A 16,999-nucleotide genomic window follows, 5' to 3' on the forward strand; every position below is an offset into this window, starting at 1 on the left:
TATCGATACAATCTTAACTCTAGAACTGAGAAAAATAAAAATTTATCAAAATATTTCGGTTCTGTGAAGTTCAATAAGGATGCTCTTGTATTCCAACAGGAAATAAGAAATGAATGGAATTGACTTTCTCGCAGATACAAATGCATTGATTTATTTGCTTAATTGCAGCCTCTGCCATCGTAAATAACTTGCCCCTTATTACTGCTGATAAAGGTTTTAACCAAATTGAAGAATTGAATTTGCAAGTAATTGCGCCGATTGTGTAACAAAAACTAACATTTTCCCTGTCAAAAATACAAGCAAAAAACATCCCTCCCCCCCTCCCCCCAATAAGACAGTTGATGAATGGAACTTCGGTAAGACGGTTTTGTCCGGTAAAGGTCTTGCATTTGAACAAACTGCGGAGCTTTCTCATGCCGAAAACAATACCATTGCAGTCAGTTATACACTGCGGGATATAGCCAATCTAACGCTTAACTTCGATGCTGTAAAACTAAAGGTTGAAGCGGAACAAACGAGAACATGGAATGATCTTACGAGCGGTTCGTCAATTCAAGAAAACACTCAGCTGCGGCTGACTGCGATAGGACTTTCCGCCGACACTCCCATACAGGCATGGAAAATAGGAAATACAATCGTTCCGGCAAAGGGGCATGAGCTTACGTATACCGTACGGAAAGCCGATGTCGAGGACGGCGTCATTACCATCAGCTACGCACCAAAGACCGCGAAGAAGTTTACCCTCAAGTTTGAGGGAGCAAAGATGACGGTAACAATACAGCAGCAGCACGGGTCGTGGAAAAAGCTTTCAAGCGACGCACAGGTGGAAGAAGGAACGCAAATCCGCATTGTAGCCGACAACCTTCCGGCGGGGCATCTCGTAGATACATGGACTATCCGAAAGAGAACAGAAGAAGCTAATGGTAACAGCACTTGGTTCCGCGTCGGTTCAGACTATACCGAGGGTAACGCCATTAACATCAGCTACACAACAAAGAATAAATAGCAGATGAATAATAGTTATATCATAATTCTCGACATAATGGTAGAGGAAAATAACTGCTTTTTTCAAGGTATTAGATAGGTCTACGGTGGTGGTGAACACCGATGGTTAAACTCTTGGCGGTTCTGATACGTTGAGGATTATCAGAAGCGGCATGGATGCCGCTGGTTATATCAGAAGCGATGTTTCGACTTTGTCGAAACTCGCTGCCAAAAGCATACAAGGAAGTATGCTTTTGGCAATGCGACGCAGTAGATGCGTCGTATATTTGGAACAAACCTTTTTGAAAATAGCTCTGCCGTCAGCCTTTTGAAATAGACGATGCAGATGCTAGGAGCGTACAAAAAACACCCGCAGGCGTACTTGATGTACGTCGAGGACTGTTTTTTGTTAAGCGACAACGCAGATGCACCGTATATTTCAAAAGGGCTAGGCGTGCCACTCCATATCCTTATCCATCGGATACATCGGACTCGGCAGATGTTTGTAGTGCAGACGGGAGAACACTTCGTTGGTACTTCCGTCGGTAAGGACGAGCATCGAGCGTTTTGCAATGGCGCGGATTTCCGGTTCAAGGTATCCGAGCTTAACGACGATGATCTTACGCTCAGTCGGTTCAACCCCGAGCGCCCGCATCATTTCGGGGTCATAGCAGCCGACATGCTTTGACGTTACGACGACATCGACGCCGCTTACATCCAACAACGCCATATCGCTGTTCTGTGCTTCAGCCCATGCCTTGCATAGTTTTTTTACCGTTGCTTTTACCTGAATGGGTGAACTCTTTTCCTTGTCGAAGGCGGCGCCGAGCGTTCCCTCTACAATATGCCCCTCTCCCGCTTTAAAGGATGCCGCGACTAAGGAAGGGTCATAAAAGGCCTGATAGCAGAGCGGCGGATTTAACGAGGTTAAGAAGGGGTCTGCAAGGATTGCTTTTAAGAAGTTGGTTACATCCTGCGAGGAACCGGCGGTAGGGTTGTCTCCCGAATCGGACAGCACGACAGGATAAACGCCTGCTTCAACACTCGATCGGGCATGAACAAGAGCGTCGGCGGGTTCACGGGTTTCGTTGTAAAAACAGAATTCTTTTCGGGTATCCCAGAACAGCTGCGCAAGCTCCCGTGCCTTTTCCGTTGCGAGCTGCTTATCGCCGTCGGTTACCACCATCGCCGTAACACCGTTGTCGGCGGTATCCGCCCACGGAAAGCCGAGCAGGTAAGAAGCGGCCATAATGTGGGGCTGTTTTTCGTATTCGCGTAATGTCGCCGTCAGTTTTTTCATCGGCTCTACGCTGGTTTCAGACTGTTCCCCGGCAATAAGGAACGGAATCTTAACCGCCGACATAACCGGCCGGATGCCTTTTTCCAAGGTTTCGATAGTCATACGCGCCGCATGGATACCGATTTCATACGTGTCCGTATGCGGGGCGCACTTGTAGCCTACATAACCGTCTACATAGTCGAGCATCCGCTGCGAAATCGTTGCGTGCATATCGAGCGACGACAAGATGGGAATGTCGGGACAGATTTTGCGGATATCTTCCAGTAAATCGCCTTCCGCTTCCCCGATTTCGCGTACCCGCATCGAACCGTGCAGGGAAAGACAGAGCGCATCCAGCGGCAGCGCATCCTTAATAGCCTGCAAGAATTCTTTTTTCAACGAAAGGTAGTAGTCCTTATCCCATTCACCGTTCGGGACTGCCCGCGCGATAAGTGCCGGAATAACTTCGTATCCCGCTTCTTTCAGCGTTGCGATAGAACCGAACACGGAACTTTGTCCTTTCCCCTCTAAAAGATCTTTTCCCCGTAATACCCAAATGTCATCGATTCCTGTGGTAATCGGGTTAAAAGTATCGGACTCATGGTGCATTCCGCCCACAAGTACGCGCTTTTTTCTATTATTCATTTAAAAACTCCTTCAATGATGTTCGAGATGTCCTTTAGCCGGAGCGGCAGGTCTTTATTCTTTTAAAGCGCCTTCTCCAAAGCCCTTAATCAGCTGTGCATGGAAGATAATATAGAACACAATCATCGGGAGCACGCCGATAACAAGGGAGGCATACTGCAACCCGTAGTCGATGTTCAGCCGTCCTGCAAATTGAGTGATTGCAACCGGTAAACTTTTTAGTGCAGTCTTGGTCGTAAACACGAACACAAATAAAAATTCATTCCAGTGCTGCAGGAAGGATAGAATAACCATTGTCGCAATGACGGGAACGGATAACGGCATAATCATCGTCCAGAATATATAGCGGTACTTTGCACCGTCTATTTCCGCCGATTCAATGAGCGCATTGGGAATACCACGGACATACGACATCGCAATCATAATGGAAATCGGCAAGTCGAATGCAATATACGGAATAATAACGCCCAAACGCGTATTCACCATGCCGAGTTTCGCTTCCAGTTGGAACAACGGAATAATAACCGCATGAACGCTGATCATCAAACCGAACGCAAAAATCGAGGTAAACACCTTCGCCGATTTAAACGGGAATTTTGTTAAGCCGAATGCTGCAGCCATTGCAAGAAGCATGGTAGAGACGGTTGCCGTAACCGTATAAATAAAACTGTTCACCAGCGCAATACCTAAACCGCCCTTTGCCCACGATTCAGTATAGTTAAAAAAGGTTGGGGCTTCCGGCAGCGCCAATGGATGCATCATAATTTCCGCATTCAGTTTAAAAGACGAATAAAAAAGCCAAATAAGCGGGAATAGCGTAAGCACCGCAAAGGTCAGCATAAGGATATAAGCGCTTGCTTGCCAACCCTGAGAGGCTTGCTGCAGCATATTTCGTTTCATTATCATATCAAGCCTCCTAATAATCAAAGCGTTTTGTTACGGCACGGCTTATCAGCAGGGCAGTAACGGTAAAGATAATAATGATAACGGCCAACGCGCTGCCGTATCCGTAATTTTGGAACACAAAAGTCGTATTGTACATATAAACGGCGATAACTTCCGTAAAATGCGCGGGGCCTCCGCCGGTCATTGAATAGATAAGATCAAAACTCTTAAAGCTGCCCGAAACCGCAAGAATGGTATTGATAAAGATAACGTTTGCAAGCATCGGTGCAATAAGACGGGTAAAAATCGTTCCTTCCCGCGCACCTTCCAGCTGCGCCGCTTCTATAACGCTGTAGGGTATCCGCTGCAAGTTTGCTAAAAAGATAACCATATACAGACTGGTATGCTGCCACAGCAGAACAAACAGAATCGGGACAATCGCAAGATATTTATCTTCAAATATCGTCATGATATAGTCCTGATTACCGGTTAAATCCCGTATAATCGCAGGGATAACGCCGACGGGAGAAAATATCCGGTTCCACAGCTGTGCAACGATAACGGAGGAAATAGTTATCGGTAAGAAAATCAGTACTTCAAAAAAATTCTCATGTTTTACCATTTTCCGGTAAAGCATATACGCAAGCAGCAGTCCGAGCGGAATCTGCCCTAATACCGAAATCAGTACGATGAGGATATTATTCCGCAAACCGATATAGAAAACGGGATCGGTAAACATTCTGATATAGTTGCCGAGCCCGATAAATTCCATTTTTCCGTAGCCTTTCCACTTTGTCAGGCTTAAATAAAAGCTGAACAATACGGGAAAGATAATGATTCCGATGTAAATAATAAAAGCAGGCAAGATAAAAGAAAAATAGCTCGTCCGCTTTTGACGTAAGTAAGTCATATACCGTAAACCGCCTCGTTGTTAATTCTTAATTTTGAATTTTCTGCCGGGAAATGTTGCTTCTCACAAGGAACGGGGCGCGTCGGGGATGTCGAAAAAGTAACCGACGTTTGAGACATCCCCGTTTTCCCCTTATATTTTTTTACTTCTTGCGATGAGAATCGTTAGCGGAAACCCATGCTTCGTATTCGTTTGCAAGCTGTGCGGGAGTTTTCTGCCCAATCATAACTGCTTGAATACCGGGGTTCAGTATGCTATTGACACCTTCGCTGTCCATCTTCGCATCGATAACATAACCCATGCTCTGGTTATCGATAAGGTTGATGTATTGCTTTGTCAGCTGGTCGATATCGAACTTGGAAAGATCAAGCTTATAAGTAGTGGTAGTACCGTACTTTGTTAAAATTTCGCAAGCTTCTTTACCGGACGTAAAGGCAATGAATTTCCATGCCGCATCGGCTTTTGCGCCCGTCAATTTTGCATTCATACCGAAAGCTTCGCCGATTGTCGCGGCGCTTGAACCGTGTGTAACCTCGCCTGCAACAGCGGGGAACGCCATCAGCTGATACTGTGCATAGTCTTCGGGTTTTGCAGCATTTTTCAATGCGGAAATACGCCAGCCGGCATCCAAAAGGTATACGGCCTTATCCGCAATAAATTCACCCCAAGAAGCGGTTCCTTCCATCTGGTTTACTCCGGGAGGGAAGAGTTTAGCATCGGTCATTGTTTTAATAACGTTGATTGCATCGACGAATTGCTTGTCGGAGAATTTAGCTTTTCCGACCATTGCATTATCAAACCATGCGGTACCTGCCATGCGGTCGGTCAACATGGACAATAAAAGCGATTGAGCCTGCCACTGTCCCTTATTTGCAAATGCAAGCGGGGTTAAACCGGCTGCTCTGATCGCCGGGACCTGAGCAATCATTTCGTTAAGCGTTTTCGGAGTTGTTAAACCGAGTTTCTTCTGCAGTTTCGGATTGACATAGACAACCGTACATACCGCGAGGTTTTGAGAAATAATGTAGATTTCTCCATTCGGCCCCTGAGGCGCCCAAACGGCAGGATTGTACTGTTTTTTTAAATCGTCCGTCAGATACGGGCGGAGATCTTTTACCATACCGCGGTCGAGCACATAACCGGAACGGGCACCTGCATAAGTGGTGAACACATCCGGAATATCGCCGGAAGCAGCCATAATCTGGAACTTATCATGGAAAGCTTCGCCGCTTACATATTCGAATTCAAGTTTGATATTCGGATATTTCTTTTCAAAAGCCGCGACGGTTTCGGGCCAGTAGGCAGACTGCGGGTTTGCCAAATCCATTTGCATGTATACCGAAAGGGTTACCGGTGCATTCGGATCGGCCTTGGAATTATCCCCCTGCCCCATTGCAAAAACCAATGCAGCGGTACACAAGCACACAAACAATAGCGCAATGCTCTTTTTCATTGCATCCTCCTCAGGTAGACAATCATTACCGTAAAAAACCGATTTTAATTGTCAACTTTAAATTAGTAGATAAAAAATAGTATAGCATTGGTTTGTGCTTTTTACCAGTAAAATTTTTTCAAAATTTAACGGATTTTTCTATTAAATTTCTATTACATTTAAACGGCAACGCTTCGGTTACCTATCAAGCAGTGCCTGTTTAAGGTATTCAAAACATTCCTGCAGGTCGGTACAGCGGAGAACCGCATAATCGTCAAAATATGTCGGCTGTTCGTTGACTATGGCAACCGCTCCGCCTGCCTGCAGGGTCAGCTGCGGTAGGGCTGCGGCAGGATATACGGTAAGGCTGCTGCCTAATACCAGCAATAAATCCGCCCTGCCGCATTCTTTTTGAGCTTCCGTTATCGCAGCGGACGGGAGCGCCTCCCCGAAAAACGTAATATCAGGCTTTAATGCGTGCCCGCATTTGGGGCACAGCGGCACTTGTCCCGTACGGGCAACCTCGACGACATCTTCAAAAGTTGTGCTGTATGAACAATATGTACAGCTGTGCCGAGAAGGAGAACCGTGCACTTCGATAACGTGTTTACTTCCGGCTTTTTGATGCAATAAGTCGATATTTTGGGTAATAAGCGCTTTTAATAGTCCTTTAGCTTCCAAACCGGCAAGCACCTGATGCACAATTGACGGCTCTTTTTCCTGTAACCCGTAGATAAATTCCTTTGCAAGCCGGTAGTACACGGACGGGTTTTCTCTAAAGACTTCTATATCGAACATCTTATCGGTTTCGGGCAGCGTATAGAGGCCGTTCTTTCCTCTAAAATCCCGAATACCGGACAAGGTACTAACCCCTGCACCCGTAAATGCAACGCAATGCCGCGCCGCCGCTATGCGATCCGCTAATTCCCGATATGTTGTTTCGTTAGTTTTCATACAGGTCTCCTATCACTTCTGTCGAATATCTCCAATTATTCAATTCTTAATTGATAATGCATTCAAGGGCATTATTCAAGGATATCCCTAAAAACCGAAGTTTTTAGAGGTGCCTGTAAGCACTCATTTTCTTCCATGGAATAAAGCGGTTGACCCGTCTGCAATACGCGGCATATTCATCGCCGAAACGTTCTGCAAGCCATTTTTCTTCCGTCAGCTTCATAAACACGGTGAGGTATAGCCAGAAAAGCGGCGGTAAAATCAATACATACCAATTTCTGCAAAACAGCAGCGCACCGGTACAGATAAAAAGAAAGGCTGAATAAATCGGATTACGCACAAAGGCATATACGCCGCCGGTTTCAAGCTGATTTGATTTTATCTTAATATCGATGCGGGAACCCATTACTGCAGAACACCACAATATAATACCGCCTACAACGCACAAGATGCCTGCAATGACAAAAATGAGCGTAAGATTTGTGCCGACCGTCCCGCTTGTAAGCATGCCGAATGTTACCGGAGCAATACCGGCGGCGGTAAATGCAATCATAATTGCAATACACACCGGTCCGATTCCCATTACCGGCAGATGGTCTTGTTCGTTTTGTTTCATAGCCGAAAGCTCCTTTTTACTACGGATGGTACCGATAAGATGCTGTAAACTCAACACAGGATGCTGGAACAGCATACGCGGCCCGCTATACCGCATAACTATGCGGATTTGCCGCCGCATTTCCGGTTTATAGCAGTGTACGGGACAGACATTACAAAACGGCTTTTCCGGTTCATTGCGGTATCGGCATTGTGCAATCCGCTTATGTGTATAAGCCTTTAAACCTTCCGAATCGATAACCTCCGTATCAGACATGGGCTGGTCAGTCCGGTGCGCCGCAGCATATACATCGATCATCGAATCAACTAAATGCACCTCATCTTCTATCGTCATCTTATGCATATCGATACCTTATGAGCAAAAACACTGGGGATGTCTCAAAAGTCGGTTACTTTTTCAACATCCCCGCGTCTAAACTCGTTTCTGCGTAAACCCCAGACATCCTCGCCCAAGAATGAACCTCCATGTTCATTCTTGGGCTGCAAGTTTACCTTGCAAACTTGTTTCTGCTTGGAACCAGCGGCATCCTCGCTCAACAATGAACCTCCATGTTCATTGTTGAGCTGCAAGTTTGCAAGGCAAACTTGTTACTGCATAGAACCACCGCCATCCTTGGCGGTTCTGTGCCGCTTCCTTACGCCTTTACAATCGGCACCCAGAGTTCCATCCGGTAATCGGGGCTATACATATCCCCCTCCGAATATGCTTCAAAGTCGGGGGTGCCGGCATGGCAGTAGCCTTGTTCGGGGAAGAAGGTTTCCATAACGTACTTCCAGCCTTGGTGGATACAGCCGGGAACTGCACCGTGCAGCCGGACGACTGCGTATTCAGCTTCGGGAATGTGCATCACCGCTAAGCCGAGCGCTGCCGCCTTTTGTTCGTCGCAGCAATCGTATGCTGCGGTATAAATGAAGGTTTTCCCGCCTTTCACCTCGGAACAGACGCCGAAGCTCTTACCGTTTCCAAGTTTCGCAAGCTCCTCATGCGGTGCTTTTTTAAAAAGGCTTCCCCACACTTTCGGAAACTCACTTGTTTGATCCGCTGCAATCTGCACGCCTGCAAGCGTAAATCCGCTCTTTTTTTCAATTTTAACTTCCATAGTTTGCCCTCCATTGACGGTTAAAGATAGTTTAATCGGAGCAAACGACTTAAATGCTTTTCCGTTCCGTACTCCGCTCGGGCTGACACCGTGGAATTTTTTAAACGCAGCGGCAAAGGAGTCTGGCGATTCATAGCCGTAGGCGAGCGCAATGTCGATAATCTTTGCATCGGTATTGCGTAAATCCGCGGCAGCCAGGCTAAGCTTTCTAAAACGGAGATATTCAGTTAAGGGATACCCGACCAATATCGAAAAAATTCTGCTGAACAGCGGATAGGAATAACCGGAAATGCGCGCAATCTCCGCTTCATCATATCCCGTCTCAAGCGTCTTTTCAATATAAGCCATTGTTCCGTTAAATGATTGAATGATATTCATCTTTTGCTCCAAAAACTATGGAGAGTATAATGCATATAAAAAGAGCCGTCCCGATATTTGCAGTACAAAAAAACTCGTTAGCTAAGCGGTGTATATGCGGGTATATTCAGAATCGGCAGGGTTTCCGGAGAAGTTACCTTTATGCCGTAGTTGGTACCGTCGTCCGCTCTTTCTTCTAATAATACATAGTATACCGAGAAAGAAGGCTGGGGACAATCAATATTGTGCATAATATGCAGTTGCTAACGCTAGTGTAGAGCGTATTCGGTTTCCGTTCTTTCGGCGATATGCGGGAGTTGTTTCAGCATATCCTGAGAAACGGCAGTATAGTTGCGGATTAAGTCGGCGACGCTGCTGCCGAAACGCTGACGTTCCAGCATAGCATAAAAGATGCAAAAAAGATCGGTGATTTCCTGTTTTGAGGCGAATACTTCCGTAAGCGTTTTTGTCAATTCGGTGTAAGTTGCGCTTAAAAAATACGCTTCATCTTTTGCGGGAACAACCGAAGCGGTGTCCGTACACAGCGCCTGTATATATTCGCGAAGGCAGCGGTCAATTGATGCATACCAGTTTTCTACGGCTCTCTTCGTATCTTCTTTAACTTCGCCGGTAAAGCCGGGGTTTCCCTCGGCGGAATTTCGGCTTGTGCCGGTAGTAGTCTCGGCAGCCGGTATGCACTTTTGAATTTTCCGCGCTTCTTTATAGAGCCGCTTTAATTGCTTTCGCAGTGCGGCACGCCGTTTTTTTGCCGTCCCAACTGTTGTTTTTCTCAATTTTCGAAGCAGCAGCCATGCTCCGGTGCTTACCAGTGCAAGGAAGCCGGCGCCCAAAACGGCCGCGCCGTATAACAAAAAGTCTGTTCCCGGAATCATCAGCGGCGGCTTCGGCTGCTGGAGACTTATCCGTTCGCCGGTTGCCAAAAGCGAAGAAACGGTGATTGCCGGGAGCTTAGTATGTAACGGTAAGAAACTAAGCACGGGAAAATCTATCTCTCCCGTTTCCCACGGCACAAAGATGATAGAAAGGTAATATTCCGCTTCCCGCTTCACAATCCGTATCTCGTTTACGGTCATCATATCGTTTTGCGTGATGTTTTTAAGCGGGATCGAATCGCCGGCCGTAAAGCCGCGGTCTGTTAAAGATGCGCATTCTTTTTCCGACAGCAAAAACAGAAACTGCGCAGTATCGCCGACAAAGATACGCTGCGGGATGAGCACGCCGTTCATAGCATCATATCCGCAGGCGGCCGGTAGCGGCTAAAAGATTGGAACCCGTATTTGCCGGTCAAAAAAAATTGATTTAAAAGCTTTACCGTATTGCCGTCGTACGGCAGCACAAGCGGATAGGCGCCGCAGCGGATGCAGGTATTTTCCCATTGCTGCGTATCTTCGGCTGCACGGCGGATACGGTCTTGCCGGAACCGATGCGAATTAGTCGGCAACAACCGCTCAAGTCCCGTTTCGGGGTCGGTAAAGCGCAATATTCCCGATGCAGGCAGCGCTTCGTCATAAGGAGCGGTAATACGGATTGCCGCAACATCATGGCGGCGTGCCAATAGTCCCAATTCTTTTTCAAAATTTTCTACTTTAAAATCCGATAGGATAATAACGAGTGTCCGCTGCCGCAGCGATTTTGCCGCTGCTTCGAGTGCGGAAGTTAAGGCGGTACCGTTATTTTTGCTGCCCGAAACGGCAATCCGTTCCAGTGCATTCAGTATATGTAAACTCGGTTCTCTGCCGCGGCGGAGTTGGAACATCCGCACAACCTTTCCGTCAAAAGCAAGGAGCCCCGTATAGCTATGCAGGTGTTCGGCCGCAAAGGTTATCAAGGCCGCCGCTTCCAGCAGTTTTTCTTGCGGTGAATAAACAGCGCTGCCTGCTTCCATCGAAGCCGACACATCGGCAATTAAAAAAAGCCTCATATCCCGTTCTTCACGGTAGAGCTTTACAAAGGTTTTACCGCTGCGTGCCATCAGGTTCCAGTCGATACTTCTGATATCGTCTCCGGCTTCATATTCACGCAGCGCATCAAACTCAATACCTCTGCCACGGAAATGACTGCGGAAGCTTCCTGCCTGCATTCCCTGCGCAATGGAGAGCGCTGCCAGCTGTAATTGTTTTGACCGTTCGGCTAAGTAACCGGTTTTCATCTATCTCGAATCCTAAACCGGTCTCCATTCTTTAATTCCGTTACGGATGACCGATTCGTGTAAGGGTATACAAAAACGGGGATGGCGAAAAAGCAAATGGCTCTTACGGCATCCCCGTTTTGACGGTATTTACGAGTTTGTCCGCTTACATGACTTCAAGGAAGGGAACAAGTACCAGTCCCGTTGCGTTTTTCAGTACGATATAGACTGCTTTTGCAAGCGCGAGCCGGGTTGCGGCAACATCGGCGTTTTCGGCGCCGAGGATGGGGCAGTCGTGATAGAAGCGGCTGAACAGCTTGCAAAGGTCGTACAGGTAGCTCGTTATAAACATCGGCGCATACTGAGCTGCCGCTTTGTCAACTTGAGCGGGGAATTCTTCCAGTTTTTTCAGTAATTCCCACTCTATGTCGGAGTTGAGCAGTTCCGGTTTGCAAACGCCTGCCTTTGCTTTTTTGCCTTCTTCCGTATCAGCCTTGCGTAAAATAGAAGAAATACGCGCACCCATGTATTGGATATACGGGCCGGTGTTGCCGTTGAACGAAAGAGACTCCGAAGCATTAAAGAGCATGTCTTTTATTGTGTCCACTTGGAGCAGGAAGTAGTGCAATGCGCCGAGCGCGACCTTTTCCGCAACTTCTTCGGGATTGCCTACTGCGTCTTCACGGCCTTTGGATGCAATCTCTTTTAACGCGCTGTTCTTAAGCTCGGTAATAAGATCGTCCGCATCTACAACGGTACCTTCGCGGCTCTTCATCTTACCTTCCGGAAGGTTCACCATACCGTAAGCGAGGTGATATAAGCCGCTGTACCATTCGTAGCCGAGCTGCTTCATAATATAGAAAAGCACTTTAAAGTGATAAATTTGCTCGTTACCGACGACATAGATGAGCTTATCAAACGGCCATTCAGCGTGGCGGGTTATTGCAAGCCCGATATCCTGCGTGATGTATACGGATGTTCCGTCTCCGCGCAGAAGCAGTTTCTTTTCAAACCCGATCGATTTAAGGTCTATCCAAATGGAACCGTCTTCATCTTTATAGAAAATACCTTTCTTTAAGCCTTCCAGAATTTCGGCACGTCCCTTGCGGAATACATCGCTTTCAAAGAAAAGCTTATCAAACGAAACACCGGTGCGGTTATATGTTTGCTGAATACCCTGCAGCGCCCAGCCGTTCATCTTTTTCCACAGTTTTATCGTTTCAGGATCGCCTGCTTCCCATTTCCGCAGCATTTCTTGTGCTTGCTCTTCAGCTTCGGGATGGTCTTTGCTGTATTTGTGGAACTGCACATACATATCGCCGACGAACTTATCGGGCTTTATGCCTTCTTTTACGGGGTCGATACCGTTTCCGAAGAGCTGGTAGGCAAGCATCGATTTACAAATATGTACGCCGCGGTCGTTGATGATGTTGGTTTTGTATATATCCGCTCCGCTGAATTGTAAGATACGGGAAAGGCTTTCGCCGATGGCATCGTTACGCAGGTGTCCAAGGTGCAGCGGTTTGTTCGTGTTCGGGCTTGAAAACTCAACCATGATTTTTTTACCGGAGAGGGTAGTTGTTTTCCCGTAGTTCTCATTCCGATCAATAATAGTGTCGAGAATTTGAGCGGCGGTTTCTCCCTTGGGCAAAAAGACATTGATATACGGCCCTACCGCCTTTACTTCGCCTTTTCCCTTTAGAGAAGGATCTGCTTGCAGTTTGGGCAACAGCTCCGCCGCAATTTTAGCGGGAGCGGAACGCAGCGTTTTTGCAAAACTGAAAAGCGGAAAACCTAAATCTCCCAAATTCGGATCGGGCGGTGTTTCCATACCAATCCGTTCCGCAGTAACGGCTTCCGTTCCTTCGGGCAGCATCGATGTTAATGCACGTGCAATACTTTCTTTCCATAATAACCGTATATCGTTCATAATAACCTCACTCATGGGAGCTTCTAAAACGTTCGGCCTTAGAAACGCCCTTGTGTTTATGATTTAGGGAACCTCCGGAACTATCGGTCTTGAGAGGCTCCGTTCAGTATAAAAAATTCCAAGGCTTCGTGCAAGAGGGCGTTTGTATGGTAAAAAGTGTTAAATTTTACTTGCATTAAAAAAAAACTGTGTTATAATTGTTTCTATCTTTTGCAGGGAAGACGGCTGACCGTGTTTTTTTACGCGAAACAGCCTTTCAGCGGTCATCGTACCGCATCCCGCACTATAAGTTATAGGAGGCTTATATGTCCGTATTGAGTGTTACCAGTGAAATTAAAACACTGCGTAAAGTATTGCTTCATAGGCCTGGTGCCGAACTACTTCATTTAACTCCCGACACCTTAGACGAGTTGCTGTTTGACGACATTCCGTTCCTGAAAGTCGCACAGGCAGAACACGACGCCTTTGCCAAGATTTTGAGAGATAACGGAGCTGAAGTTCTGTACCTCGAAGACCTTGCCGCAGAAGCAATTAAAAAACCCGAAATTAGAACCAAGTTTATTGAGCAGTTTATCAACGAAAGCGGAGTTTATTCCGACAAATACAGAGAAATAGTTCGCGAACTGCTGACCAGCATCAAAGATAACAAACAGTTGATTTTAAAAACAATGGAAGGTATTGATATTAAAGAACTTAATGTCAAGGGAAACGTTTCATTGGTAGATTTCGTCGGCGATTCGGATTCGTCGATGGTTGTTAATCCCATGCCTAACTTGTATTTTACCCGTGATCCCTTCGCTACAATCGGAAACGGTGTAAGCTTGAATAGAATGTTCTCTGTTACCCGCAACCGCGAAACAATCTATGCCGAATACATTTTCAATCATCATCCCGATTATGCAGGCAAGGTTTCTAAGTTCTATGATCGTTACGATCCGCCTCACATTGAAGGCGGCGATATCCTCAATATAAGTGAAAAAGTTTTAGCTATCGGTATTTCTCAGCGTACCACTGCAAACGCTATCGACCTTATCGCAAAGAAGATTTTCTTTGACAGCGATTCAAAGATCGAAACAATCCTCGCGTTTGACATTCCGGTAAGTCGCGCATTTATGCACTTGGATACGGTATTCACACAGATCGATCACGACAAATTTACCATCCATCCCGGAATCCTCGGCCCGCTCCGCGTATTCACCATCACCAAAGGCGCTGCAAAAGGCGAGCTGAAGATCGTAGAAAATGATACGACACTCGAAAAGACACTTGCTCAGTACACCGGAACCGGACATGCAGAGCTTATTCAGTGTGCGGGAGGCGACAGGATCGCAGCAGCACGCGAGCAGTGGAACGACGGTTCGAACACGCTGTGTATCAGCCCCGGAACAATTGTTGTATACGAAAGAAACGACGTTACCAACGAGATCCTCACGAAGCACGGACTGAAGGTTCTGACAATGCCGAGCGCGGAACTTTCACGCGGCCGCGGCGGTCCCCGCTGTATGAGTATGCCGCTCGTACGCGATAACTAATCCGTACGCCGCTCCACAATACCGATATCGCCTTTTCCCGTTTATACCGGATATTAAAAGTGCGGTGTCGGTATGTTTTGTTTTTGTACTACAACTTGCACAACCAAAATCGCTGTGGTACAATCACAAGATGGGAAGCGTTTCCGTACGAATAGTATTGGAGGCGTTTCCCTTATTCTTTACTGCCTGCAAGAGAGCGGGCATCAATTTAGCGCTATGTATAACATAGCAAGGAGTTTTTATGGGTGTGAATCTTTTAGGACGAAGCTTCTTAAAATTATTGGATTTCAGCTCAGCAGAAATCAGGTATTTGTTGGATCTTTCAAAAGAATTAAAAAAATTGAAGATGACGCATACCCCGCACGATCACTTAAAAGGAAAAAACATCGTATTACTGTTTGAAAAAACCTCAACCCGTACACGCTGTTCTTTTGAAGTCGCCGCTATGGATTTAGGTATGGGTTCAACTTTCTTGGATCCGGCAAGCTCCCAGATGGGACATAAAGAGAGCATCGAAGACACCGCACGGGTTTTAGGCCGCATGTATGACGGTATCGAATACCGAGGATTCAGCCAAGAAATCGTTGAAAAATTGGCAAAATATGCGGGTGTTCCGGTTTGGAATGGCTTAACCAACGAATTCCATCCCACCCAGATGCTTGCAGACGTACTCACCGTTGAAGAGCATTTCGGTCATTTAAAAGGTATCAAACTGACGTTTGTCGGCGATGCACGCAACAACGTTGCCAATTCACTGATGGTTGTATGTGCTAAGATGGGTATGCACTTTACCGCATGCGGCCCCAAGGATCTGTTCCCTGCCGCCGACTTGGTAAAGACTGCTGAAGCGATTGCAAAGGAAACCGGTGCAACCATTACGCTTACCGATGATGTCGAAAAAGGCTGCAAAAATGCAGATGTATTGTATACCGACATTTGGGTATCGATGGGCGAACCCGACAGCGTATGGGAATCCCGCATTAAGCTGTTGAGCAAGTATCAGGTGAACAAGAAGATGATGGCTCTTGCCAACCACAATGCTATCTTCCTGCACTGCTTGCCTTCATTCCACGACTTGAATACGAAAGTCGGACGCGAAGTGAACGAGAAATTCGGTATTCCCGAAATGGAAGTAAGTAACGAAGTCTTTGAATCGGCACAGTCAAAGGTGTTCGATCAGGCTGAAAACCGAATGCATACCATTAAAGCGGTTATGTATGCAACCTTAAAGTAAAGCGAGCACACTACGGATATGAAAAAAGAAAGAATTGTTGTAGCGCTCGGCGGAAACGCACTTGGAAACAACCCGCAGGAGCAGCTTGCGTTAGTAAAAGAAACGGCAAAATCGATTGTCGCACTGGCCGAAAACGGCTACGAAATTGTTATCGGACACGGTAACGGACCGCAGGTCGGTATGATTAATTTGGCTATGGACTATGCCGCAAACGGGACCGCAGGCACTCCTGCAATGCCGTTTGCCGAATGCGGTGCGATGAGCCAAGGATACATCGGTTACCACCTGCAGCAGGCAATCGGCGACGAGCTGAAACGCCGGAATGTTAAACGCGAGGTTGTATGCCTTATCACTCAAGTTCTGGTGTCCGCAGATGATCCCGCGTTTACAAATCCCAGTAAGCCCATCGGTATGTTCTATACAAAAGAACAGGCCGACAAAATTAAAGCTGAAAAACCGGATCAGACATTCGTTGAGGATGCAGGTAGAGGCTACCGCCGCGTTGTTCCGTCACCGCAGCCGGTTGCAATCATCGAACGTCCCATTATCGAAGAACTGGTTGCCGCAGGGCACATCGTTATTACCGTCGGAGGCGGCGGTATTCCGGTTCTGCAAAAGGCAGACGGCTTACACGGCGTCGATGCGGTTATCGACAAAGATAAGTCTTGCGCAAAACTCGCTGCCGATGTTAAAGCCGATAAACTGGTTATCTTAACGGCGGTTGAGCAGGTTTGTATCAATTTCAACAAACCTAACCAGCAAGCTTTAAGCAAGCTGAACATTGCCGAAGCGGAAAAATACATCGCCGAAGGGCATTTTGCAAAGGGCAGTATGCTCCCCAAAGTGGAAGCATGTTTACAGTTTGTCCGCAACCACAAAGCAGGACAAGCGGTTATTACCTCGTTGGCAAATGCAGGCAATGCGCTGAAAGGCGGTAACAGTACGGTTATTACCGCTAACTAATCTATAGCGCTGCGGCTAAATATACCTCAT

Annotated in this window: 14 protein-coding genes and 1 pseudogene; 4 read left to right on the plus strand and 11 right to left on the minus strand. The window is 46.8% G+C overall.

Annotated elements, in window-relative coordinates:
* Positions 1-367 precede the first annotated feature (367 nt).
* Entirely contained in the window at positions 368-1,006 is a 639-nt protein-coding gene (locus tag HMPREF1222_RS10945; protein ID WP_016519460.1) for a hypothetical protein, read from the plus strand.
* Positions 1,007-1,432: 426 nt separating this feature from the next.
* Here the strand turns inward: HMPREF1222_RS10945 and HMPREF1222_RS10950 are convergent, their stop codons facing one another.
* The 11 genes and pseudogenes from HMPREF1222_RS10950 to argS form a co-directional block, all read right to left on the minus strand.
* Positions 1,433-2,908: a M81 family metallopeptidase gene (locus HMPREF1222_RS10950; RefSeq protein WP_016519461.1), complete on the minus strand. Its 1,476-nt coding sequence runs from the start codon at positions 2,906-2,908 to the stop codon at positions 1,433-1,435.
* Between the two features lie 54 nt (positions 2,909-2,962).
* Positions 2,963-3,814: a carbohydrate ABC transporter permease gene (locus HMPREF1222_RS10955; RefSeq protein WP_006190025.1), complete on the minus strand. Its 852-nt coding sequence runs from the start codon at positions 3,812-3,814 to the stop codon at positions 2,963-2,965.
* A 10-nt stretch (positions 3,815-3,824) separates the two neighbouring features.
* Positions 3,825-4,703 carry a carbohydrate ABC transporter permease gene (locus HMPREF1222_RS10960; protein WP_006190027.1) on the minus strand — a complete coding sequence of 293 codons (879 nt, stop codon included), beginning with the start codon at positions 4,701-4,703 and terminating at the stop codon, positions 3,825-3,827.
* A gap of 142 nt (positions 4,704-4,845) precedes the next feature.
* Complete coding sequence (locus HMPREF1222_RS10965) at positions 4,846-6,156, minus strand: ABC transporter substrate-binding protein (RefSeq protein ID WP_006190029.1); 1,311 nt, start codon at positions 6,154-6,156, stop codon at positions 4,846-4,848.
* A gap of 177 nt (positions 6,157-6,333) precedes the next feature.
* Positions 6,334-7,089, minus strand: coding sequence for a Sir2 family NAD-dependent protein deacetylase (locus HMPREF1222_RS10970; RefSeq protein WP_016519462.1), 756 nt, complete (start codon positions 7,087-7,089; stop codon positions 6,334-6,336).
* 103 nt (positions 7,090-7,192) lie between these two features.
* Entirely contained in the window at positions 7,193-7,705 is a 513-nt protein-coding gene (locus HMPREF1222_RS13350; RefSeq protein WP_342302594.1) for a methyltransferase family protein, read from the minus strand.
* Positions 7,706-7,726: 21 nt separating this feature from the next.
* A pseudogene (locus tag HMPREF1222_RS13355) lies at positions 7,727-8,047 on the minus strand (nitrous oxide-stimulated promoter family protein); the annotation flags it as partial.
* 292 nt (positions 8,048-8,339) lie between these two features.
* Positions 8,340-9,182: an AraC family transcriptional regulator gene (locus HMPREF1222_RS10980; protein ID WP_016519464.1), complete on the minus strand. Its 843-nt coding sequence runs from the start codon at positions 9,180-9,182 to the stop codon at positions 8,340-8,342.
* A gap of 248 nt (positions 9,183-9,430) precedes the next feature.
* Complete coding sequence (locus HMPREF1222_RS10985; protein ID WP_016519465.1) at positions 9,431-10,408, minus strand: hypothetical protein; 978 nt, start codon at positions 10,406-10,408, stop codon at positions 9,431-9,433.
* Complete coding sequence (locus tag HMPREF1222_RS10990; protein ID WP_006190049.1) at positions 10,405-11,331, minus strand: DUF58 domain-containing protein; 927 nt, start codon at positions 11,329-11,331, stop codon at positions 10,405-10,407. The genes HMPREF1222_RS10985 and HMPREF1222_RS10990 overlap by 4 nt, the downstream gene beginning before the upstream one ends.
* A 145-nt stretch (positions 11,332-11,476) precedes the next feature.
* Complete coding sequence (gene argS / locus HMPREF1222_RS10995) at positions 11,477-13,240, minus strand: arginine--tRNA ligase (RefSeq protein WP_006190050.1); 1,764 nt, start codon at positions 13,238-13,240, stop codon at positions 11,477-11,479.
* Between the two features lie 305 nt (positions 13,241-13,545).
* Here argS and arcA point away from each other — a divergent pair, with 305 nt between their 5' ends.
* From arcA to arcC, 3 genes are all read left to right on the plus strand, one after another.
* Entirely contained in the window at positions 13,546-14,772 is a 1,227-nt protein-coding gene (gene arcA, locus HMPREF1222_RS11000; RefSeq protein WP_016519466.1) for an arginine deiminase, read from the plus strand.
* A gap of 241 nt (positions 14,773-15,013) precedes the next feature.
* Positions 15,014-16,006, plus strand: coding sequence for an ornithine carbamoyltransferase (gene argF, locus HMPREF1222_RS11005; RefSeq protein WP_006190055.1), 993 nt, complete (start codon positions 15,014-15,016; stop codon positions 16,004-16,006).
* Positions 16,007-16,024: 18 nt separating this feature from the next.
* The gene (gene arcC / locus HMPREF1222_RS11010) at positions 16,025-16,969 is read left to right on the plus strand and encodes a carbamate kinase (RefSeq protein ID WP_006190056.1); all 945 of its coding nucleotides are present in this window, start codon (positions 16,025-16,027) and stop codon (positions 16,967-16,969) included.
* Positions 16,970-16,999 lie beyond the last annotated feature (30 nt).

It is taken from the genome of Treponema vincentii F0403, from assembly GCF_000412995.1.
Lineage (GTDB): Bacteria > Spirochaetota > Spirochaetia > Treponematales > Treponemataceae > Treponema > Treponema vincentii.